Source organism: Amycolatopsis acididurans (genome assembly GCF_012328925.1).
GTDB lineage: Bacteria > Actinomycetota > Actinomycetes > Mycobacteriales > Pseudonocardiaceae > Amycolatopsis_E > Amycolatopsis_E acididurans.
Genome location: NZ_JAAXLS010000016.1, coordinates 103,864 through 125,740, shown reverse-complemented (window position 1 = coordinate 125,740; position 21,877 = coordinate 103,864). Strand labels below are relative to the sequence as shown.

Sequence of the window (21,877 nt, the reverse complement as noted above, 5' to 3'; positions counted from 1 at the left end):
CGACCTGCACTGACTTCGCCACGGCTGTGCTGATCGATTAATCGAGCGGCACGATCACGGGACAGTAACGGGTCTTAAGGGGTTGCGCAAACACCCCTTGGAATCTTGTGACTTGTACCACTCGTCCGTGTGGTTGGTTCGCCGCCACGAATGTCGCAATGCGTTCAACTCGTTGTGACAGAAGGGAGTCGGAACACGCGTTCGGCGTTGCGGCAAGCCGCCGAAGCGACCTCTTCCACACTCTGTTCCCGCAGTTCAGCCAGGTATCGCACGGTGTAAGCCGTGCAGAAAGGCTCATTCGGCCTGCCACGGAACGGATGGGGCGTCAGGAACGGCGCGTCGGTCTCCACCAGGAATTGCCCCGATGGGACCAATCGTGCGGCCTCTTGAAGCTCTTTCGCATTCCGGAATGTCACGGTCCCGGCGAAGGACAGGACATAACCGGCGGCCACGCATCGGCGGGCGATCTCGGCGTCCCCGGAGAAACAGTGGAAGATCACGTCCTCGGGCGCGCCCTCCTCGGCGAGGATCCGGAGGACGTCTTCGTGCGCGTCCCGGTCGTGGATCATCAGCGGCTTTCCGACCCGCTTGGCGAGGTCGATATGCCACCGGAACGCCTCCTGCTGGGCGTCGTGCGGCGAGTAGTCCCAGTAGTAGTCCAAACCGGTCTCGCCGACCGCCACGACGCGTTCCTGACGCGATAGGCGCTCTATTTCGGACCGCTCCGTGGCGCCGAACTCCTTGGTGCGGGTGGGATGTATCGCGACCGCGCCGAAGACCCTCGGATCCCATGTGGACGCCTGCGCCGCCCACCGCGCCGCGTCGAGATCGTCCGCGACGGTCACGACGCGGGTGACTCCGGCGGCCTCGGCGCGGTCCACCATCGCGGACACGTCGGCCGCCGTGGCAGCCCCGCAGGCGTCGAGATGGGTGTGCGCGTCGACCACCGGCGCCGGAAGCCGCTCCGGCACCGGTGGCTTCTCCTTCTTATTCGTCACGCTCGATCGGCGCCCACTCCGGGCCGGTCTCGCCGAGCTTAGGGTCCAGCTTCGCGAACAACGGGGTCGGCTTGGCCAACGGGCGGCCGACCTCGATCGGCGTGGACTCCCAGCGGGCCTGCTCGGCCGCGTAGTCACCGGTCAGAATCGGGTTGATGCGGCCGGCGATGTCGAGGTCCTCGACGTCCTGCAGCTGCGGCTGCGCCGCCCACACACCCGTGCCGCCCAGCGCCTCGTGCACCTTCTGCGCCGAATGCGGCAGGAACGGGGTCAGCAGCGTATTCGCGTCCGACACCACCTGCAGCGCGGTGTGCAGCACCGCGTCGCGCCGGTCCGGGTCGTCCTTGAGCTTCCACGGCTCCTGGTCCGACAGATACCGGTTCGCCGCCGTGACGACCCGCATGGCCTCGGTGGCGGCCAGCTTGAACCGCGACCGGCGCAGATGCCCGCCCGCCGTCTCGAACGCCTGACGCGAGAGCGACTTCAGTTCCTCGTCGGCCGCCGCGGGCCTGGTCGGGGCCGGGATCGCTCCGTTGTTCTTGTGCGCCATCGAGATCGAGCGGTTGACCAGGTTGCCCCACTCGTTGGCCAGCTCGAAGTTGGTGCGGCGGACGAACTCGTCCCAGGTGAAGTCGGTGTCCTGCGTTTCCGGCCCGGCCACCGAGATGAAGTAGCGCAGCGTGTCGGGACCGAACTCGCGCAGGAAGTCGTGCACGTAGATCACGGTGCCGCGCGAGGTGGAGAACTTCGAGCCGCTCATCGTGAGGAACTCGCTGGAGACGATCTCGTCCGGCAGGTTCAGCGTGCCGTACGGGCCGACCTCGCCGCCCTTGTCACCGGCGCCGTTGTGGCCGAGCAGCAGCGCGGGCCAGATCTGGGCGTGGAAGGTGATGTTGTCCTTGCCCATGAAGTAGTAGCCACGGGCGTCGGGGTTGGTCCACCACTCCTGCCACGCGTCCGGGTTGCCGTTGCGGCGCGCCCACTCGACGCTGGCCGAGAAGTAGCCGATCACCGCGTCGAACCACACGTAGAACCGCTTCAGCGGCTGGTCCCGCCAGCCGTCCAGCGGCACCTTCACGCCCCAGTCCAGATCACGCGTGATCGGGCGGGGCCGCATGTCGTCGACGAGGTTCTTGGTGAACTTCAGGACGTTGGGCCGCCAGTCACTGCGGGTGGACAGCCATTTGCCGAGCGTCTCGGTGAACGCCGGCAGGTCGAGGAACAAGTGCTCGGTCTCGACGAACTTCGGCGTCTCGCCGTTGATCCGCGAGCGCGGGTTGATCAGGTCGGCAGGGTCGAGCTGGTTACCGCAGTTGTCGCACTGGTCGCCGCGCGCGCCGTCGTACCCGCAGATCGGGCAGGTGCCCTCGATGTAGCGGTCGGGCAGGGTGCGGCCGGTGGACGGGCTGACCGCGCCGGTCGTGGTCCTGGGCACGACGTAGCCGTTGCGGTAGAGCGCGAGGAAGATCTCCTGCACCACGTTCGCGTGGTTGCCGGTGGTGGTGCGGGTGAACAGGTCGTAGGACAGGCCGAGACCCTGCAGGTCGGAGCCGATCTGGCGGGCGTACTTGTCCGCGGTCTGCTGCGCGGTCAGGCCCTCGTTGTCCGCCTGGACGGTGATCGGCGTGCCGTGCTCGTCCGTGCCGGAGACCATGAGCACCTTGTTGCCGGCCATTCGCTGGTAGCGCGAGAAGACGTCCGACGGGACGCCGAAACCGGAAACGTGGCCGATGTGGCGGGGCCCGTTGGCATAGGGCCAGGCCACCGCCGTCAACACTGGGGTGCTCATGCTTTATTAGCGTACGGGGGCTGTCGTACCCATTTCTGGGAGGTGTACGTGTCGGCGACCCGGCTGCTGGTGCTCGGCGTCGCGCGCAGGTGCGGCAAGGCTCACGGCTACCAGGTGCGCCGTGAGCTGCTGACGTGGTCCGCGGACAGGTGGGCCAACGTGTAGCCGGGCTCGATCTATCACGCACTGAAGAAGATGACCGCCGAGGACCTGCTGGAGCTGGTGGACGTCGAGCCGGGCGAACCTGTGGGAGCACATCCGGCGCCTGCGCGCCGAACACGGCGTCACGATCGAGGTCGCCGAGGACTCGGTACCGGCGGCGGCGGGCGTCGCCGCGCGAGTCGACGGCGCACACGAAGTGACCACAATGGACACGAGCGTGTCGTTCCGGGTGCCGCGCGGGGACACCGTGCTGCCGGCAGCACGCCGGGTTTCCCGCCCGGCAGCAGCTGGACGATCCTCACCCCCGCGCTCATCATCCAGATGGCGGCGCTCGCGGTGTGGTGGGGTGCGCGGACCTTCCAACGGCAGAACGCGTAACCCGAGACGCGTCAATACCGCATTCGAGCGCTTTCGCACCTAGAGTGGCTGGACAGGGTCACGGGGAGTGCGAAGGTGGAGGTTTGACCGAGGACCGTTCGGAGCGAGGGCTGAACCTGTCGCTGCACGCGACCGTGGACGATTGGGACACGGTCCGCGGCGATGCTGTCCATTTCTCGTCCATCACCGTCACCGAGAACGTCAACTGGAGCGATTCCGGCGCGGAGCGGCAGATCGCGGCAGCGCAACGCGCCGGAATCCGCGCCGGAATCCGGCATTACGCGCGGCCGGGCGCGGCACACGATCAGGCCGAGTTCTGCGTGCGGCTGGGCAAGCAGCTCGGCGTGTTCGGCCCCGGCTCGCTCGCACCGGCACTCGACGTCGACGCGGTGGGCGTGGACGACCGGTTCGTGAAGACGTGGATCAAGGCGCTGCGGCACGCGTCCGGGATCCGGCGCGTGCTGATTTACGCACCTTATGACTACTGGCTCCGGCGGCTGCATCCCGACAAATGGGCCGACGCGGACGTGGTGTTGTGGGTCAGCAGGCACAACGGCATCCCTGGGCGGCCCGGCTGGTTCCACCCCCGCCTCGGGCTGCACCAGCACACCGAGGTGCAAGGCCCCGGTTTCGACGGGCCGATCGGCATGGACGCGCTGGTCTACCCGTTCACCCTCGCCGATGTGACGATCTAACCGAGCCTCGTGCGCATAAGGAAAACGTTGTACGGACCCCACTGCGACATCAGGTAGTAGATGTCCGGGCCGTCGAGCGCCCACGGATGCAGGTAACCGCCGTAGAGACCGGGGAACTGCGCGCCGGGCACGGCGATCTCGCCCGGCGACCACGGGCCTTCCGGGCGTTCGGCGGTGTGCAGCAGGATCGCACCGCCCGGGTCGTCGAGATGCATCGCCACCCAGCGTCCTAAGTGGACGTCGTAGGCGACGGACAGCTCTCCGACCGGGCCGCGCAGCACCGGTTCGGCGGCGAACTCGTCGCGGGTCCAGCCTCGCGGGGTGAAGTACTCGTACGCCGAGGCATTGAGCAGTTCGGGAACGTACGCGCGAGCCAGGTACGCGTCGCCGTGCCTGCCGTTGGTGGTGCCGTAGAGGTACACGTGGTCGCCGTCGCGGGCGAACGCGCACATCTGGAACGGATCGTCGCGCTCGGCTCGGTTGATCCACCGCGATCCCTGCGGTTTCGCCCAGTTCACGCCACCGTCGTCGGAGACGGCGATCCCGGAGTAGTTGGTGTGCCAGTATCCGGGCGGGCCCCATTCGCGTACCGACATGTAGTGCACGTAGTGGATGCCGTCGATCGCGATGCCGGCGGTCGGAATGACGGTGACCTCGTCCCGCCGCGGATCGCGCTCGATCACCTGCGCCGCCATGCCGTCCTCGCGCGGCACGAAATCGTCCAGCGTCATGCCCTGCGACAGGTCCCGCGTGGTCGAGAAGCCGAGCACGTTGCACCGCCAGTCGGCACTGTTGGGGCCGCCGCCGTCACCGCCCCAGCCCTCGCCGAAAGTGTCGCCGAACAACGCGAACACCCGCCCGTCGCCGCCGTCCCACAGGATGCCGAGATCCGTGCCGTACACGGCGAAGCGCTTGTCGGTCCGGTTGACGGAATCGGCGCCCGTGACCTTGGCGACCAGCTGTGTTTCGAGCATGACCCGACCGTAGGCCATTACCCGCGCTTGAGCATTTCTTGGTTGGTTATTTTGGTCCGAAAGTAGCTATTGGTGAACAACTACCGGAATCGATACTCGTCTCATGAAAAAGACGAGCCTTGCCAGCGCACTCACCGTCGCCGCACTCGCCTCGTGCGCCTTCGCGGGCACCGCGACGGCAGCGCCCGTGTTCGGCGCGCAGAACTTCTCGGGCGGCAACTGGGGTGGTTACGTCAGTTTCGGCGATTTCACCACGGCCACCGCGAGCTGGACGGAACCGATGGTCACCTGCGAGTCCAGCAACGATCTTTTCGCGCCCTGGGTCGGCATCGACGGCGACGGCTCGTCCACCGTCGAACAGACCGGGGTCGCCACCGACTGCTCCAGCGGATCCGCGACGTACCAGGCGTGGTACGAGATGTACCCGGCGGCGCCGGTGTACTACGACAATCCGGTGAGCGCGGGCGACAAGATCACCGCGACGGTCACCCGCACCGGGTCGAGCAGCTACCGGCTGGTGGTCAGTGACACCACCAAGGGCTGGTCCCAGACGGTCACGAAGTCCTTGTCCGCCAAGCATTCCTCGGCCGAGGCGGTCATCGAGTCGCCCAATGGTTCGTACCCGACCATCAACGGCGGCGTGCATTTCACCGGGGTCAAGTTCGACAACACCGCGCTCGCGGCCACGTCACCGTCCGCAGTGGACGCCGACGACCACGGCACGTACACCTGGTCGCCGTCGGCCATCGCCGCCGACGGCAACGATTTCACCATGAGCCGGCACTGAGACAATACGGGCGTGCGGCTGTACCGGGAGGGGCTCAAGGGGTACAGGGAGCCGCACGAGGTACTCGTATTACTCAGTGTGCGGGCGCAGGCGCTGGGCGTAGGCAGCCCGGCCGGCCTGTGCGGTGAGTGGTTCGGATCGCGGGCGGTACTGGCGCCCGCGATCCGGCCCGCACCGATCGAGGATCCGTTCGCGCTGTTCGCCCAGCGGCCTGCGGATCCCGTGGTGCCGGAGGGGGTGGGCGGCGGCTGGTTCGGGTACCTGTCCTACGACCTCACCGATCCGTCCGGCCGGACGAGCGGCTTGCCGAAAGCCGCGTGGGGCTGGGCGGATCACGTGCTGCGGCTCGATGCCCAGGGCCGATGGTGGTTCGAGGCGCTGGTGCCCGACGGCGCGCCGGACCCGTCGGGCGCCGAGTTCGACGAACTCCTGACGCGTCCCGTCCCGGTTGAAGGCTGGGCTCCCGCGCCGCTGCGACGGCCGCTGCCGCACCACGACGCGGTCAAGGCCTGCGTGCGCGCGATCGAGGACGGCGAGCTGTTCCAGGCCAACATCTGCACGCGGTTCACCGGGTCCTTCGACGGCGCCCCGGTGGACCTGTTCGCCGAAGGCGTGCGCACTCTGCGGCCACGTCGTGCCGCCTATCTCGCGGGCGACTGGGGTGCGATCGTGTCGCTCTCGCCGGAGCTCTTCCTTGCCCGGCACGGGAATCTCGTCCGGTCGACGCCGATCAAGGGCACGCTTCCGCGACGCGGGCCCGCCGACGACCACCTCGCCCAGCGCCTGCGCGAGTCGGCGAAGGACGTCGCGGAGAACGTGATGATCACCGATCTGGTGCGCAACGACCTCGGCCGGGTGTGTGCCGTCGGCAGCGTGCGCGTCCCGGACCTGCTCACCGTGCGCCCGGCGCCCGGCGTGTGGCATCTGGAGTCCACAGTGGAAGGACGGCTGGCCGAGGGCGGAACCGACGCCGATCTGCTGCGGGCCACGTTCCCGCCGGGATCGGTGACCGGTGCGCCCAAGATTCGCGCGCTGGATCTCATCGCCGAGCTCGAACCGGCGGCACGGGGCGTGTACACGGGTGCGATCGGACTCGTCTCACCGGTGGCCGGGACGGAGCTCAACGTCGCGATCCGCACCCTGGAGATCCAGGACGGCCGGATCGCGCTCGGCGTCGGCGGCGGCATCACCGCCGACTCGGACCCGGGCGTCGAATGGGAGGAATGCCTGCACAAGGCCGCGCCGCTGGAAGCGCTGCTAGCGACGGGGATCCAGCACGAGTTTCCCCATGGTGCCGCGCGAACGTAGTGCCTCGTGCGCCTTGCGTGCCTCCGACAGCCCGAACTCACCACCCGGCACGGCCCGGATCTTCCCGTTCAGCGCGAGGTCGAACAATTCCTTGAGGGCCGTGCCGTACACGTTGCCCGGCAGTCCGAACGCGTGCGGCAGCCACATGCCCGCGATCGTCGTCGAGTGGCTGAGCCGGTTGCCCAGCTGCACCGGCTTGGGCTGCTCGCGACTGGCCATGCCGTAGAACGCGAGCCGCCCGAACGGGGCGAGTGCGGCGACGCTCTGGTCGGTGACCGTGCCGCCGGTCATGTCGAGCACGATGTCGACGCGCTTGCCGTCGTTGGCTTCGCGTAGCGCGGCGGTCATGTCCTGGGCTCGCGAATCGACGGCGACGTCCGCGCCGAGTTCGAGCGCCAGGTTGCGCTTGTCCTCGCTGCTGGCCGTCGCGATGACCCGCCCGGCACCCCAGGCCTTGGCGAGCTGCACGGCGATGCTGCCGACCCCGCCGGCGGCCGCGTGCACGACCACGGTTTCGCCGGGTTCGAGATGGGCGCTCTTGCGGAGCAGCAGCCACGCGGTGGTGCCCTGGACGACGAACGACAAAGCGGTCACGTCGTCCACGCCGTCCGGCACGTCGAAGGTCATCGCGGGCTCGGCGACGGCACGCTCGGCGTAGCCGCCGCTGCCGAGGAGCGCGAGCACCCGGCGCCCATCCACGGTGCGGCCGACGACCTCGCCGCCGGGCACGAGCGGCAGCCGCGTGGGCGCGAGGTAGGTGTTCTCGGCCTGGTGGGTATCGGCGTAGTTGATGCCGGCGTGGTCGACCTCGATCAGCACCTGGTTCTCGCCGGGCGCCGGATCCGGCAGGTCGACGTTGCGCAGTACCTCGGGGCCGCCGAACTCGGTGACGTGAACAGCTCGCATAGCCGAACCCTACCGCTCGGTAACGACTGTTCGCGGTGGGAAACCCTGAGTAGCCTGTGCAGCTCGGGGACCAGGTGTCACAGGGGGAGCGATGGACGTCAGTTACCCGATTCCGGGGGATATCGGTTACGTGGTCGTGAATTCGGCGCGGTTGACGGTGGAGCTGGATCTGCCGTCGTTGCGCAGCCTGCCGAAGGCGATCGTGACGAAGCGGGTGGAGTTCGCGGCGCAGCGGGCGTTAGCCGCGGCGCGCCGCGAGCACGGCGTCGTAGAGCTCCTTTTTCGACACTCCGGCGAGCTGGGCGACCTCAGTGGCAACAGCTTTGAGACGTTCCCCGGCGGAGACGCGTGAGGACACCTCCGCCACGAGGTCGTTGACGTCGGCGCGGGCGGGACTCGCACCTTCGACGACGACCGTGATCTCGCCACGCACCCCTTCGGCGGCCCACGCGGCCAGCTCCGCAAGCGTCCCGCGGCGGACTTCCTCGTAGGTTTTGGTGAGCTCGCGGCACACGGCGGCGCGGCGGTCGCCGAGGGTTTTCGCCGCGTCGTCGAGCGTCGCGGCGAGCCGGTGCGGCGACTCGAAGAACACCACCGTGCGTGGCTGAGCGGCGAGTTCGGCGAACCATTTGGCCCGTTCGCCGGCCTTGCGCGGGGCGAAGCCGTCGAAGCAGAACCGGTCGCTGGGCAGTCCGGAGAGCGCCAGTGCGGTGGTGACGGCGGAGGGGCCGGGCAGGCAGGTGATGGGGAGCCCGGCGTCGACACAAGCGGAGACGAGGCGGTAGCCGGGGTCGGACACGCTGGGCATGCCGGCGTCGGTGACCAAAAGGACGGTTTCGCCGGCGTGGAGGGCTTCGAGGAGCTTGGGGAGGCGGGCGTTCTCGACGTCCTCGTAGAAGCTCACGATCCGCCCGCCGGGGGAGACTTCGAGCGCCGCAGCGAGCGCACGGAGGCGACGGGTGTCCTCCGCCGCGATCACGTCCGCGGTGCCCAACGCCTCCCGCAACCGAGACGACGCATCCCGCGAGTCACCGAGCGGCGTTCCACCAAGGACGAGCGGCATACCCCTCAGCCTACGAGACGCCCGGCAGGGGACGCGGGTGCTCCGCGCCGGCGATGGGCGACAGTTGCGCCGCGCTCCCCGGCAAGGTTGCTCCGCAGCTGTCCGGGCGGGGTAGCGCCGCACCTCCGGGCGGGGTTGCTCCGCAGCTCCCCCGGAAGGGCTGCTCTACGACGCAAGACGGGTTACCCGGCGCCGCGGGGCCAGCCGCGCCCGCACCTGACGACCACAGCGGGGCGTGTCCACACCAGACCGCGGCTGCCCCGCGCCTCGGGTCCCAGCCACGCCCGCATCTACAGCGGGACGACTCCACGCCGCGGTCACGCCCGCGGTTGCGCCGCACCTCGCGTCCCAATCGCGCCCGCACCCGACGACGCACAAGGTTCGCGCCCAGCGCAACCGCTCGGCGCTCGACTCGCACGGCGGCGTCCTCCCCACGGCCCAGCAGCTCCGCGTGCCCGGCCCGCCAGCCAGCCTGGCCACCCTGTAGTTCAAGCCGCAGTTGTCACGGCCCAGCCCCCAGCCGCATCACCGCTCAGCTTGCCGCCCGTCGCCGAACGTTCCCCACAGACGCCCGGCACAGGGCTGATCTGCTCCGCGCTTCACGGCGCCTCCCCTAGGATCGACCCCCGTGACCGCCTTGCTGACCCGCCCGTCGCCCGACCCGGTCGAGTCACTGCGACCGCCGACCGACCGCGAGGCGACCCTGCTCGGCAGGCCGATGCCCACCGACCGGCTGCGGGGTTGGCTGGTCACGGCGGTGCTGGGGCTGGTCGCCGCGATCACGCGGCTCCAGAATCTCGGCTTCCCCACCGACAAGGGCACCCCGGTCTTCGACGAGAAGCATTACGTGCCCCAGGCGTGGCAGATGCTGCGCAACGGCGGGTTCGAGGACAACGCCGGCTACGAGCTGGTCGTGCACCCGCCACTGGCCAAACAGCTCATCGCGCTCAGCGAGTGGGTACTCGGCTACAACGGGTGGGGCTGGCGGTTCAGCTCGGCGATCGCAGGCACGGTCATCGTCATCCTTGTGGTGTGCGCCGCCCGGCGGCTCACCCGGTCGACCCTGCTCGGTGGCGTCGCCGGAATTCTGGTGATTTGCGACGGCGTGCTGTTCCTGCAGTCGCGGATGGGGATGCTGGATATCTTCATCGCGCTGTTCTCCTTCGCAGCCTTCGCATGTCTGCTGGTCGACCGCGATCAGGTCCGGCAACGCCTGGCACTCGCGGTCAGCCAAGGCTGGGCCGACGAGTCACCGTGGGGCCCTCGGCTCGGGTTTCGCTGGTGGCGCTTCGCGGCAGGAGTGTGCGTCGGCCTGACGTTCGCGATCAAGTGGTCCGGCCTGTACTACATGGCGTTCTTCGGGCTCCTCGTCGTCGGCTTCGATGTCGCGGCCCGGCATGCCGCCGGAGTGCCGCGCCCGTGGCTCGGGACGCTGCGGCGCGACGTCGCGCCCGCCTTGTGGGCGATCATCGCGATTCCGGTCCTGATTTACCTGGGCAGCTGGTGGGCCTGGTTCGCGAGCGAATCCGGCACTGACCGGCACTACACCGAGATCAAGCAGATCGCGCCCGGTTTCTGGTCCTGGGTCCCGCCCGCGCTGCGCTCACTCGGCGACTACTCGATGAACGTCCTGCACTTCCACGAAACGCTGCTCACGCCGAAGAACGACCCGCATCCGTGGGAGTCGAAGCCGTGGACGTGGCCGATGGGCCTGCGCCCGATGCTGTACTACTACGAATCGGGCACCACGACCTGCGGCGGCACCGACTGCGTCCAGGCGACCATGCTGATCGGCACACCGGCGATGTGGTGGCTCTCGCTGCCCATGCTCGGCTGGGGCCTGTGGCGCTGGTGGTTCCGGTTCGACTGGCGTTACGCCGCCGTGCTGGTGGGCTACTTCGCCGGCTATCTGCCGTGGTTCACCAACATCGATCGGCAGATGTACTTCTTCTATGCCACGCCCATGGCCCCGTTCCTCGCGCTGGGCCTCACACTCGTACTCGGCCACATCCTCGGCAGCGCCCGCCGTGGACTCGAACGCCGCGGTACCGGTCTCCTGGTCGTAGCCCTCTACATCGGGCTCGTCGTGGCCAACTTCGCCTGGCTGTGGCCCATCCTCAATGGCGACCCCATCTCGGCCGCCCGCTGGCAGGCGGAACTCTGGTTGCCTTCCTGGCACTGACGCCACAGACCACGCGGGCCGTCACGGCACCCAGGGCCCGCCGCGCCTTGACCACGGGCTTCTCGCCGCAAGCACGAGCGCCGCGAGCCCGACCCGCGACTCAGCACCTGCCCCAGGTTTCGGCCGCAGATCGACTCGTCAAAGTCCAGCCCGCGCCGCTGGTCCGGCAGCTCTCAACCGACCGGCGCTGCGTCGACCCCGGCCCGTCGGATGGCCTCGGCCTGCCGGACGGCCTCGGCCTCGTCGATGTCAGGCGCCGCGGCGCGGCGGCATGGCGCGCGTCGCGGAACTCTGCGGCTGCCTCGGCACGATGCGGGTCACCGGACCGTCCGGGGACTTGCCTGCCCTGGCCAGCCACCCCTCGACCTCGCGGCGAACCGTATCCAAGGTCGGACGCCGGCGTGGCTCGTTGTCCAACGACGCCATGAGCAGCCGTGCGTGCGCCGACCGCTGCGGCAGCCTGCTCACCGGTTCGGCACGCGCCGCCGCCATCAGCGCGGCCATCGGACTCTCTCGCGTTCCGCGCGGCGGGTACCCGGACAGCGCGTAGCTGACGGTCGCGGCGAGCTGCCACGCGTCGGACGCGGGGCTCGCCGCGGCGCCCGCGGCCTGCTCAGGTGCGACGAAGTCGGGCGTGCCGATCATCATTCCGGTCGCCGTCATCGTCGAGTCGCCCCTGCTGCGCGCGATACCGAAGTCGATCAGATGCGGGGCCCCCTCCGGGTCCACGATCACGTTCGACGGTTTCACGTCGCGATGCAGCACGCCCTTCTCGTGGGCCGCGGCGAGCGCCCCCGCCATGGTCGCCCACAACCTTCCGGCGGCGACGTCGTCGAGCGGCCCTTGGGCGTCCACGGCCGACGCCAACGCCTGCCCGTCCAGGTACTCCATCACCAGCGCGAGCCCGTCCGGCTCCTCGACCAGGTCGTAGACACGGACGCAGTTCGGGTGGTTGACCATCGCGAGCGCACGGGCCTCGCGGCGCATCCGTTCCTCGGTGTCCCGATCCGGCGCATGTGCGATCTTGAGCGCCACCGTGCGGCCCAGCTGGTTGTCCACGGCCTGCCAAACGGTGCCGAACCCACCATGTCCCAGACGCCGGAGACGCCGGTACCGGTCGCTGCCGTTGGCCGTCGATCCAGGCGGAACGGGCACGGCACCGGGCGCGGCGGCGAGTTGCTGCGGCGCCGACGCGAGCGCTGTCGGCGCATACTGCTTCTGCGGGGGTGGTGGAGGTTGCGGTGTGGGTTCGGGCCGCGGTTCGGGACGCCGCTCCTGCTTGGGCCGGTTGATCACCGCCCACGGCGGCGGCCCGACGATCGCGATCGGAATCAGCCCGATGACGCTCATCGGCAGGAAACCCAGCCAGAGATGCACCGCCGTGTTCGCCTCGACGGTCGAGCTGAACAGGGCGAACGCCACGAACGGCACCCACAGCAGCCTGCCCGGCCACTTCTGTCCACGCCGCATCGCAGTGCGGGCCTGCAGGATCACGAAGAACAGCGACAGCACGGGCAGCCCGATCAGCGCGCCGAGGTAGTAGCCGTAGGCCAGCTTGCTACCCGACGGGTAGAACAAGGTCTCGAAGACGTTCTGCCCGCCACCGAGGTACTCGCTCTGCACGCCGATGAAACCGCAGTAGTTGCGGCCCAGCGTCGCCTGCTCGGCCACCGACAGGCCAGAGTCCTTGCCTGCGAAAGCCGCGCGATAGACCCCCGAAATGCCGTTGGCCGCCAGCCAGGGCAGCAAGAACACCATGAGGAACCCGACGGCTGCGATCACACCCAGTGTCGCGGCGTCGTACCGGTTGCCCGTGAACTTGCGCATCACTGCCACGATCACGGCGCCGAGCACCGGAAACAGCGCGATGAGCGCACCGGCCGCGCTCGTTGCGAACACCCAATCGCCCGGGCAGAACCCAGGATTGAACAGGGTGTGCGCGAGCGACAGCAGCCAGCTCGCGAAACCGTCCACCGCCGGTCCCTCCTGTTCGGTCCTTCAGGGTCTCCACCCTATTCGTCCGTTGGACGCGGGGCCCGACGGGCGGGTTGCGGTCTCATCCCGAACGTTCATGATGAGGGAACAGCGGCTCGACGAGGAGGAGGTCTGTCCCTATGGGCACCTACGCCGAGGAGTACCAGCGCAGTCTGTCCGACCCCGAGGGGTTTTGGCTGGACGCGGCAAAGGCCATCCACTGGACGAAGGAGCCCGCGCGGGCTCTGGACTCCTCGGAGGCACCCCTGTTCCGCTGGTTTCCCGACGGTGAGCTGAACACCGCCTACAACGCGCTGGACAGGCACGTCGAGGGTGGCCGGGGCGAGCAACCCGCGCTCATCTGGGATTCGCCGGTCACGTCCTCGCAACGGACCTACACCTATGCCCAGTTGCGCGACGAGGTCGCCCGTTTCGGGGGTGCCTTGCGTTCGCTCGGCGTCGGCAAGGGTGACCGCGTGATCATCTACATGCCGATGGTGCCCGAGGCCGTGGTCGCGATGCTCGCCTGCGCGCGGATCGGTGCCGTGCACTCGGTCGTGTTCGGCGGGTTCGCGCCGAAGGAACTGGCGATTCGTGTGGACGATGCCAAGCCGAAGGTGATCGTCGCGGCCTCCTGCGGCATCGAGCCCACCAGGGTCGTCGAATACAAACCGATCATCGACGCGGCGCTGGAGACCACCGACCATCAGCCGGACAAGGTCGTGATCCTGCAGCGGGACGCCTTGCGTGTTGATCTCGGGCCTCGTGATGTGGACTGGCATGAAGCCCTGGCCGCCGCGACACCCGCGGACCCGGTCCCGGTCGCCGCCACCGACCCGTTGTACATCCTCTACACGTCCGGTACGACCGGGAAACCGAAGGGCGTCGTGCGTGACACGGGCGGGCACGCCGTGGCGCTGGCCTGGTCCATGCGCGCCGTGTACGACGTCAAGGCCGGCGACATCTGGTGGACCGCCTCCGACGTCGGCTGGGTCGTCGGGCATTCCTACATCGTGTACGCACCGCTGCTCGTCGGTGCGACAACGGTTGTGTACGAAGGAAAACCAGTCGGTACCCCCGACGCCGGCGCGTTCTGGCGCGTGATCTCCGAACACGGAGCGAAAGCCCTGTTCACCGCGCCGACGGCGCTGCGCGCGATCAAGCGAGTCGACCCCGACGCCACGGAACTGCGACGTTATGACATGTCCAAGTTCCAGACGTTGTTCCTCGCCGGCGAGCGGCTCGATCCGGAGACCTACCACTGGGCACACGACAAGCTCGGCACACCGGTGATCGATCATTGGTGGCAGACCGAGACCGGGTGGCCCATCGCCGCGAATCCCCGCGGGCTCGAACCGTTGCCGGTCAAACCCGGGTCCGCGACCGTGCCGGTGCCGGGATACGACGTTCGCATACTCGATCAATCGGGCACCGAGCTCCCGGCCGGCCGGGAAGGCGCGATCGCGATCAAGCTGCCGCTGCCGCCCGGAACGTTGCCGACCCTGTGGGGAGACGACGACCGGTACGTGGAGGCTTACCTGTCGCGCTATCCCGGCTACTACCTGACCGGCGACTCGGGTTTCAAGGACGAGGACGGCTATCTGTTCGTCATGGGCCGCACCGACGACGTGATCAACGTGGCGGGGCACCGGCTGTCCACGGGGTCGATGGAGGCCGTGCTCGCGGCGCATCCGGCCGTCGCGGAATGTGCCGTGATCGGAGTGCGTGACGAACTGAAAGGCCAGCTTCCGCGCGGTTTCGTAGTGCTCAAGGCAGGCGTTGAGATAGCGGAGGAGACGCTGCGCGAGGAACTGGTGGCCGCCGTGCGCCGCGACATCGGGCCGGTGGCGGCGTTCCGCCAGGTGTCCGTCGTGGACGCGCTGCCGAAGACCCGTTCGGGCAAGATCCTGCGCAAGACGATGCGCGGCATTGCCGAGGGACGCGAAGAGCCGGTGCCGTCGACCATCGAGGACCCGGCCGTACTCGACACGCTTCGCTCCGTTCTGCGCACGTCCTGACTTCAGGGCCATGACGACCTCCTTCGTCGAGCAACTCACATAGTTGCCATGTACATTGTTGCCATGTACTCTATAGCACATGCAGGCGACGACGGGATATCTGATCTGGCGGTTGTCCACTAAATGGAGGACGAGCGTGGACCGAGTCGTCGCCCCGCTGGGACTGACCCATGCCCAGTTCTCACTACTGGGAGCTTTGAGCGGACTCACCCGCGGCAGCGGCCGCCGCCCAAGCCAGCGAGAACTCGCGGACCACACCGGGATGGAGCCGATCTACGTGTCGAAGCTGGCGCGCGCACTGGAAAAAGCGGGCCTCGTCGAGCGACCGCCGGACCCGGACGACCCGCGTGCCGTCCGGGTGACGCTCACCGAGCGCGGACACGAGGTCATCGAGCGCGCGGTCGCACTCGTGGACACCCTGCAGAGCGAACTACTCGACCCCGTCGGCGGCGAAGACAGCGAGCGGCACCGCGAGTTCCGCGAAACACTGCTCGCCCTGCTCGGCGAGACACACACCGAAAGCGAACCCACCATGACCACGTCCCGCGTTTTCGGTGGCCACGACATCAACGCAGCCGCCGCGGCCACCCGAGCCGTACTCGACAGACTTCTCGCCGAGGCCGGCTTGTCCTTCGACGAATGGACCGCCCTGCGCGCAACCGCCCGGCAGGAGGGCACATCCGAGCCGCGGTTGAGTCCGGACATGGTGTTCATGGACCGGGCATCGTCCCGGATCGAAGCCTCGGTCAACCTGAGGCAACTCGAAGGTTCCGGATTGGTCCAGTTCACGGGCGATCAAGTGAACGTGACCACCGAGGGGCGCGAATTGTTCGAACGCGTCACCGAGGCATCGGAACGCGCGAACAACACGCTGCTCGAAGGGATCTCACCCTCCGATCTGGAGGCTGCCAAACGTGTTCTGGACAGGATCAGCGAACGCGCCGGCCGGGTTCGAGTCGAACTATGACAAGGATTGCACAATCACCCACATTGGTCTATACCTTTAACAATCCCCTCCCCCGATCAGCCGAGGTGCGCAAGGCGAAGACGTTTGTCCCTCCTGCTCGGCACCGCACTACTGACTCTGACCGTGATCGCTCAGCCCGCCACCGCGGCGAAGGCCGCTCGCGCACTCACGGACGTAATCCCCGTTCCCGTGACGGCGAAATCCAATCCCAAGGCCGATTTCCACCTCACAGGCGCGACAGTGATCGTCGCCGACCGCGCGACAAAGCAGGTCGCCGACTACCTCGGCGGCCAACTTCGTCCGGCCACCGGATACCCGTTTCCCGTCGTGCCGTCCGCGAAGGGCTCCTCGATCTCGCTACACCTGGGGCCGACGTCGCAAGTGGGCGAGCAGGGCTACCGCCTCGAGATCACCAAGCACGACGTGACCATCCAGGCCAATACGACCGACGGCTTGTTCTCCGGAGTGCAGACGCTGCGTCAACTGCTGCCCGCCCACATCGAAGCCAAGACCGTTCAACACCAGCAGTGGATTGTGCCCGGCGGAAGCATCGTCGACTACCCGCGCTTCGCCTATCGCGGGGCCATGCTCGACGTTGCCCGGCACTTCTTCACGCCGGATCAGGTCAAGCTCTACATCGACCAGATCGCGCAGTACAAGATCAACCGGCTGCACCTGCACCTCGCCGACGACCAGGGCTGGCGCATCGAGATCAAGAGCTGGCCCAATCTGGCCACGTACGGCGGCAGTACCGCGGTCGGCGGCGGGCGGGGCGGTTACTACACACAAGAGCAGTACAAGGACCTGGTGGCTTATGCCGCTTCGCGGCACATCACCGTGATCCCGGAAATCGACATGCCGAGCCACACCAACGCGGCGCTGGCCTCGTATCCCGAACTGAACTGCGACGGGACGGCGCCGCCGCTGTACACGGGCATCGATGTCGGTTTCAGCTCCCTGTGCGTGGACAAGGACATCACATACCGGTTCCTCGATGACGTGATCGGCGAACTGGCCGCGCTCACCCCAGGCCAGTACCTCCACATCGGAGGGGACGAGGCGCACGCGACCACGCCCGAGGACTACGCCAAGTTCATGGGCCGCGTGCTGCCGTTGGTGGCGAAACACGGCAAGCTGATGCAGGGCTGGAACGAGATCGCGAAAGCTGACCCGCCGGTCTCGGCCGTGCCGCAGTTCTGGGATACCGACGGTCAAGACACCGACACCGCGGCTGCGGCCGCGCGTGGCAACAAGATCCTCATGTCGCCCGCGAACAAGGCGTACCTGGACATGCAGTACAACGCCGACAGCCCGCTCGGCCTGCATTGGGCCGGTTACGTCGAGGTACGCGACGCCTACGACTGGGACCCGGCGACGACGGTCCAGGGTGTCGGTGAGCAGTCGGTGGCCGGGGTGGAGGCCCCGTTGTGGTCAGAGACGCTCACAACGAGTGACAACATCGAGTACATGGCCTTCCCGAGACTGGCCGGATCGCCGAGATCGGCTGGTCGCCGAGGTCGAGCCACAACTGGGACTCCTACCGAGCCCGGTTGGCTTTACAAGGCCCCCGGTGGACGGCCGAGGGGATTGGCTTCTACCACTCGCCGCAAATCGATTGGTAGACAGTGTCTACAGAAGTTTGATAAACCTGGTCTCCTGAGTTAACAAAGCATGACGGAGACCTGAATGGGCTACAAACGGTTCGTCGCGCTGGGCGACAGCTGCACTGAGGGGTTGCATGACCTGTACCCCGACAGCAAGCAGTACCGAGGTTGGGCAGATCTGGCCGCGGCCACCCTCGCCGCGGCCGAGCCCGAGTTCCGCTACGCCAACCTCGGCGTGCGTGGACGGCGGCTCGACCAGATCATCGTGGAGCAGATTCCCACCGCTCTGGATCTGCAACCGGATCTGGTCGCCCTCTTCGGCGGCGCCAACGACGTGATGACCCGGAACTTCCGGGCCGACGTCGTGGCGCTGCGGGTGAATGCGGCGGTGCGAATCCTGACGAGGGCCGTGCCGACGGTGGTCGTGTTCACCCTGAGCGACGTGTCGAACCGTTTGCCCGGGTTGTTCCGTGTCCGCCCTCGGATCGACGCACTCAACGAGGCGATCCGGACGGCTGCGCAGGCCCATGGGGCTCAGCTCGTGGAGCTCGCGACCGAAGACGTGCACGACCTGCGCTACTTCGGCCCCGATCGGCTGCATCTGTCCGAGCCCGGCCACCGCAGGCTGGCCGCGCATCTGCTGAACGGGCTGAACGTCGCGTTCGACCCGGAATGGCTGGCGCCGCTGCCCGGCGAGCCGCTGCGGCCGGGCGTGCGGGGGCATGCGCGCTGGGTGTGGCAGGAGGTGCTGCCGGTTGCCATGACCAGGACTCGGAACTGGTTTGTCGGCCGGTCTCCCGGGGATGGCTTCACCGCGAAGCGCCCGGAGTTGCGTCCCGTGCTCGCCGACGAGATGACCCCGTGGATTCCCGGACGCGCCTGATCTCGACGGCGGTCGGACTCCTCTACGAGGAGGGGGTCGAGGCCGTCACATTGCGCCGGATCGCCCGCGCCGCGGGCGTGTCCCACGGTGCGCCGCTGCGGCATTTCGCAGGTCGTGCGGAACTGCTGTCGGCGGTCGCGACCGAGGGGTTCGCCGAACTGCACAAGCGTCGGGACGAACTCCCGGAGACGGGTGCGCAGGACCGGTTGGTGGCGGCATGCCGCCGGTACCTCGACTTCGCGCTCGACAATCCGGCGATGTTCGAGCTGATGTTCCGGCACGATCTGACCGACCCGAGCGAACTGGCTGAATCACACAGCGAGGTTTTCGCCTGGTTCACCGAGCTGGTGACCGAGGCACAGGCCGACGGCTGGCGCCCGGAAGCGGACGCCCGGACGCTGGCCGCCTCACTCTGGGCGGCTCTGCACGGCATCGCTGAACTGTGGCTCGGCGGTGGCCTCGAGGGACGTCCGGACGTCGACACGACGCTGGAGGTCACGCTCAGCACGTACCTCGGCTGACGTCCACGCTCGGCGAACTTCGGCGTTCACTCCGCCGTCTCGGCGTCTCGGCGTCTCGGCGTCTCGGCATCTCGCACTCGCCGGGCTCACCGGGCTCACCGGGCTCACCGGGCTACGGGACACGCGGGGCCCCTGCCAGGTGACGGGCCTGCGGCGCACACCTTCGCTGTCCCTGCCACCCCGGAGCGCGTGCCGGGGTGCTTCATGGACATGCTGGACACCTGGGAACGTGCGCTGGGGCCCGTGCGGGGGCTGTCCCGCTTCCTGCGCTTGGAGGAGGCCTTCGACGTGAACACCGGCCACGCCGCCATGATCACCGTCGTGGAGGACTTCCTGCGCAAGATCGAGGGGGAACGCGATCAGGCTCCGGGCTGAGGCTCAGACCCACGCGGACTTCCGCAGCAGCCGCAATCCGTTGAGCGCCACGATGATCGTCGAACCCTCGTGCCCGGCCACGCCCAGTGGCAGCGGCAACTCGCCCAGCAGATCCCACGCCACGAGACCGACGATGAACGTGCTCGCGATCACGAGGTTGACCAGCACCAGCCGCCGGGCACGCCGCGCGAGCGTGACCACCGCGGGAATCGCGCTCAGCTCGTCGCGGACCACGACCGCGTCGGCGGTTTCGAGAGCCAGATCCGATCCGGCGCGTCCCATCGCGATACCGGTGTGTGCGGCGGCCAACGCCGGCGCGTCGTTGACTCCGTCGCCGACGACCAGGACCCGGTCGCCGAGGGCGCGCACGGCGAACACCTTGTCCTGCGGGAAAAGTTCCGCACGGACGTCCTCGATTCCGACCTCGGCGGCCACCCGCCGTGCGGCTGCTTCGCTGTCGCCGGTCAACAGCACGGGGTTCAGATCCAACAGGCGCGCCACGGCCTCGGACGCGCCGGGCCGGACCCGGTCGCTGAGCCGGATCCGGCCGATCTCGACCTCGTCGACCGTGACCGCGACACCCTCGTCGGCGGGCAGGCTCGGCGCCACGTTCAGGGCCGCCGCCGCACCGACGCGTACGGCCCCGGCTTTCCGCTCGGGCCGCCCCACCGCGACGCGGGTGCCGTTCACGATCGCGGTCACGCCCTGGCCCGGGATCGAGGCGAACTCCCGCGCCTGCGGCACATCCAGACCACGGGACCGTGCCTCGGCGACGATGGCGCGGCCCACGGGGTGCTCGCTCGCGTATTCGACGGCCGCCGCGAGGCGCAGCACCGCGTCCTCGGCGTCGATCACCCGCGGCATTCCTTCCGTGAGGGTGCCGGTCTTGTCGAACGCGACCCGGGTGATCGTGCCGAGCCGCTCCAGCACCGCCGCGGACTTGACCAGCACCCCGTGCCTGCCCGCGTTGGCGATCGCGGAAAGCAGCGGCGGCATGGTCGCGAGCACGACCGCGCAGGGTGACGCCACGATCATGAACGTCATGGCGCGCAACAACGTCGGCTGCAGCGACGCGCCGAATGCCAAGGGGAGGAAGAACAACGTGAGCGTCGCCGCCACGACGCACACCGAGTACCGCTGCTCGATCTTCTCGATGAACAGCTGTGTCCGGGCCTTGGTCGCGGATGCCTCCTCGACCATCGCGACGATCCGGGCCAGCACCGTGTCCGACGCGGCCCTGCTCACGCGTACGCGCAGCGCGCCGGTGCCGTTGAGCGTGCCCGCGAACACCTCGTCGCCCGTCGTCTTCAGCACCGGCATCGACTCGCCCGTGATCGAAGCCTGATCGACTTCGCTCGCGCCGTCGAGCACCTCACCGTCGGCCCCGACACGCTCTCCCGGCCGGATCAGCACGACATCGCCGATCACCAGCGACGTCGTGTCCACGACTTCCTCGCCGTCGGCGGTCACACGGGTCGCCGTGTCTCCGGCGAGGTCGAGCAGGCCGCGCACGGAATCGGCCGTGCGCCGCGTGGCGACCGCCTCCAGCGCGCCGGAAGTCGCGAAGATGACGATCAGCAGGCCGCCGTCGAGCACCTGGCCGATCGCGGCCGCGCCGATCGCCGCGACGATCATCAGCAGGTCGACGTCCAAAGTCTTCGCGCGCAACGCGGCCAGACCGGCCAGCAGCGGTTCCCAGCCACCGGTGACGTAGCAGGCCAGGTACAGCGCCCACCATGCCCACGTCGGCGCTCCCGCGAACTGCGCGGCGATCCCCGCGAGAAACAGCACGGTCGACGCGGCCGCCCAGCGCACCTCCGGCACATCGAAGTGGCGCGTTCGTTCCCCGGTGTTCGTCACGGCCCCCACCTTACAAGAACATATGAAGACGTCTACATGTGTTCTCTTGTTAGGATTGTTCCGTGGGTCACGGAGTCGAGGGCAGGAGCACTCCTGCGGCGTCGTTGGACGCGGCGAGCGCCGCCACGGTCGCCGCGACCCTGCAGGCGCTGGCCACGCCGAGCCGCCTGCTCATGCTGACCCGCCTGCGCCAGGGTCCCTGCTCGGTCGGCGAACTCGCCGAGGCCGTCGAAATGGAGCAGTCCGCGGTGTCGCATCAGCTGCGGCTGCTGCGCAATCTCGGCCTGGTCGCGGGCAAACGAACCGGTCGCAGCATCGTCTACAGCCTCTACGACAACCACGTCGCCCAGTTGCTCGACGAGGCCGTTTACCACATCGAACACCTCCGGCTCGGCGTCGAGGACCGCTCGGACACCGCATAACTGGCAAAGTG

Annotated in this window: 17 protein-coding genes and 2 pseudogenes; 12 read left to right on the top strand and 7 right to left on the bottom strand. The window is 68.4% G+C overall.

Annotated features, from left to right (window positions below):
* Nucleotides 1-164: 164 nt before the first annotated feature.
* Nucleotides 165-998, bottom strand: coding sequence for a TatD family hydrolase (locus HFP15_RS22735; RefSeq protein ID WP_168518721.1), 834 nt, complete (start codon nt 996-998; stop codon nt 165-167).
* A complete protein-coding gene (metG, locus tag HFP15_RS22730; RefSeq protein WP_168518720.1) occupies nt 988-2,787 on the bottom strand; it encodes a methionine--tRNA ligase in 1,800 nt (599 codons plus the stop codon). Before metG ends, HFP15_RS22735 begins: the two co-directional genes overlap by 11 nt.
* Before the next feature lie 48 nt (nt 2,788-2,835).
* Between metG and HFP15_RS22725 the strand changes: the two are divergent.
* Both HFP15_RS22725 and HFP15_RS22715 read left to right on the top strand, forming a co-directional pair.
* Nucleotides 2,836-3,030, top strand: a pseudogene (locus HFP15_RS22725) (PadR family transcriptional regulator); the annotation flags it as partial.
* A gap of 380 nt (nt 3,031-3,410) precedes the next feature.
* Nucleotides 3,411-4,022: a glycoside hydrolase family 25 protein gene (locus HFP15_RS22715; RefSeq protein WP_168518719.1), complete on the top strand. Its 612-nt coding sequence runs from the start codon at nt 3,411-3,413 to the stop codon at nt 4,020-4,022.
* On the opposite strand, the gene HFP15_RS22710 is transcribed toward HFP15_RS22715, so the two are convergent.
* Complete coding sequence (locus HFP15_RS22710; protein WP_168518718.1) at nt 4,019-4,996, bottom strand: glycoside hydrolase family 183 protein; 978 nt, start codon at nt 4,994-4,996, stop codon at nt 4,019-4,021. The genes HFP15_RS22715 and HFP15_RS22710 overlap by 4 nt on opposite strands.
* A gap of 103 nt (nt 4,997-5,099) precedes the next feature.
* Here HFP15_RS22710 and HFP15_RS22705 point away from each other — a divergent pair, with 103 nt between their 5' ends.
* Nucleotides 5,100-5,783: a G1 family glutamic endopeptidase gene (locus tag HFP15_RS22705; protein WP_168518717.1), complete on the top strand. Its 684-nt coding sequence runs from the start codon at nt 5,100-5,102 to the stop codon at nt 5,781-5,783.
* A gap of 12 nt (nt 5,784-5,795) precedes the next feature.
* Nucleotides 5,796-7,091, top strand: coding sequence for an aminodeoxychorismate synthase component I (locus HFP15_RS22700; protein ID WP_312871702.1), 1,296 nt, complete (start codon nt 5,796-5,798; stop codon nt 7,089-7,091).
* On the opposite strand, the gene HFP15_RS22695 is transcribed toward HFP15_RS22700, so the two are convergent.
* Together HFP15_RS22695 and rsmI are read right to left on the bottom strand one after the other, a co-directional pair.
* Nucleotides 7,041-7,997 carry a quinone oxidoreductase family protein gene (locus HFP15_RS22695; protein WP_168518716.1) on the bottom strand — a complete coding sequence of 319 codons (957 nt, stop codon included), beginning with the start codon at nt 7,995-7,997 and terminating at the stop codon, nt 7,041-7,043. The genes HFP15_RS22700 and HFP15_RS22695 overlap by 51 nt on opposite strands.
* A 238-nt stretch (nt 7,998-8,235) precedes the next feature.
* Complete coding sequence (rsmI, locus tag HFP15_RS22690) at nt 8,236-9,060, bottom strand: 16S rRNA (cytidine(1402)-2'-O)-methyltransferase (RefSeq protein WP_168518715.1); 825 nt, start codon at nt 9,058-9,060, stop codon at nt 8,236-8,238.
* Between the two features lie 628 nt (nt 9,061-9,688).
* Between rsmI and HFP15_RS22685 the strand changes: the two genes are divergently transcribed.
* Nucleotides 9,689-11,242, top strand: a complete 1,554-nt coding sequence (locus HFP15_RS22685; RefSeq protein WP_168518714.1) for a dolichyl-phosphate-mannose--protein mannosyltransferase — start codon at nt 9,689-9,691, stop codon at nt 11,240-11,242.
* Nucleotides 11,243-11,491: 249 nt separating this feature from the next.
* Here the strand turns inward: HFP15_RS22685 and HFP15_RS22680 are convergent, their stop codons facing one another.
* Entirely contained in the window at nt 11,492-13,216 is a 1,725-nt protein-coding gene (locus HFP15_RS22680) for a serine/threonine-protein kinase (protein WP_168518713.1), read from the bottom strand.
* Between the two features lie 140 nt (nt 13,217-13,356).
* On the opposite strand from HFP15_RS22680, the gene HFP15_RS22675 reads away from it, so the two are divergent.
* The 6 genes and pseudogenes from HFP15_RS22675 (at nt 13,357) to HFP15_RS22650 (ending at nt 19,584) form a co-directional block, all read left to right on the top strand.
* Complete coding sequence (locus tag HFP15_RS22675; protein ID WP_168518712.1) at nt 13,357-15,234, top strand: propionyl-CoA synthetase; 1,878 nt, start codon at nt 13,357-13,359, stop codon at nt 15,232-15,234.
* A gap of 136 nt (nt 15,235-15,370) precedes the next feature.
* On the top strand, nt 15,371-16,201 hold the full coding sequence (locus HFP15_RS22670) for a MarR family winged helix-turn-helix transcriptional regulator (RefSeq protein WP_312871701.1): 831 nt from the start codon (nt 15,371-15,373) through the stop codon (nt 16,199-16,201).
* 84 nt (nt 16,202-16,285) lie between these two features.
* A pseudogene (locus tag HFP15_RS22665) lies at nt 16,286-17,823 on the top strand (beta-N-acetylhexosaminidase).
* 64 nt (nt 17,824-17,887) lie between these two features.
* Nucleotides 17,888-18,688: an SGNH/GDSL hydrolase family protein gene (locus HFP15_RS22660; protein ID WP_168518710.1), complete on the top strand. Its 801-nt coding sequence runs from the start codon at nt 17,888-17,890 to the stop codon at nt 18,686-18,688.
* On the top strand, nt 18,667-19,209 hold the full coding sequence (locus HFP15_RS22655; protein ID WP_168518709.1) for a TetR/AcrR family transcriptional regulator: 543 nt from the start codon (nt 18,667-18,669) through the stop codon (nt 19,207-19,209). Before HFP15_RS22660 ends, HFP15_RS22655 begins: the two co-directional genes overlap by 22 nt.
* A 204-nt stretch (nt 19,210-19,413) precedes the next feature.
* Complete coding sequence (locus HFP15_RS22650; protein WP_168518708.1) at nt 19,414-19,584, top strand: hypothetical protein; 171 nt, start codon at nt 19,414-19,416, stop codon at nt 19,582-19,584.
* 3 nt (nt 19,585-19,587) lie between these two features.
* Here the strand turns inward: HFP15_RS22650 and HFP15_RS22645 are convergent, their stop codons facing one another.
* Entirely contained in the window at nt 19,588-21,444 is a 1,857-nt protein-coding gene (locus HFP15_RS22645; protein WP_312871700.1) for a heavy metal translocating P-type ATPase, read from the bottom strand.
* 62 nt (nt 21,445-21,506) lie between these two features.
* Between HFP15_RS22645 and HFP15_RS22640 the strand changes: the two genes are divergently transcribed.
* Nucleotides 21,507-21,866: an ArsR/SmtB family transcription factor gene (locus tag HFP15_RS22640; RefSeq protein ID WP_168518706.1), complete on the top strand. Its 360-nt coding sequence runs from the start codon at nt 21,507-21,509 to the stop codon at nt 21,864-21,866.
* Nucleotides 21,867-21,877 lie beyond the last annotated feature (11 nt).

What these genes read in the sequence shown, in the direction of transcription:
- metG (WP_168518720.1), bottom strand. Translation starts at nt 2,787, where the DNA reads ATGAGCACCCCAGTGTTGACGGCGGTGGCCTGGCCCTATGCCAACGGG.
- HFP15_RS22710 (WP_168518718.1), bottom strand. Translation starts at nt 4,996, where the DNA reads ATGCTCGAAACACAGCTGGTCGCCAAGGTCACGGGCGCCGATTCCGTC.
- HFP15_RS22705 (WP_168518717.1), top strand. Translation starts at nt 5,100, where the DNA reads ATGAAAAAGACGAGCCTTGCCAGCGCACTCACCGTCGCCGCACTCGCC.
- HFP15_RS22695 (WP_168518716.1), bottom strand. Translation starts at nt 7,997, where the DNA reads ATGCGAGCTGTTCACGTCACCGAGTTCGGCGGCCCCGAGGTACTGCGC.
- rsmI (WP_168518715.1), bottom strand. Translation starts at nt 9,060, where the DNA reads ATGCCGCTCGTCCTTGGTGGAACGCCGCTCGGTGACTCGCGGGATGCG.
- HFP15_RS22675 (WP_168518712.1), top strand. Translation starts at nt 13,357, where the DNA reads ATGGGCACCTACGCCGAGGAGTACCAGCGCAGTCTGTCCGACCCCGAG.
- HFP15_RS22660 (WP_168518710.1), top strand. Translation starts at nt 17,888, where the DNA reads ATGGGCTACAAACGGTTCGTCGCGCTGGGCGACAGCTGCACTGAGGGG.
- HFP15_RS22650 (WP_168518708.1), top strand. Translation starts at nt 19,414, where the DNA reads ATGGACATGCTGGACACCTGGGAACGTGCGCTGGGGCCCGTGCGGGGG.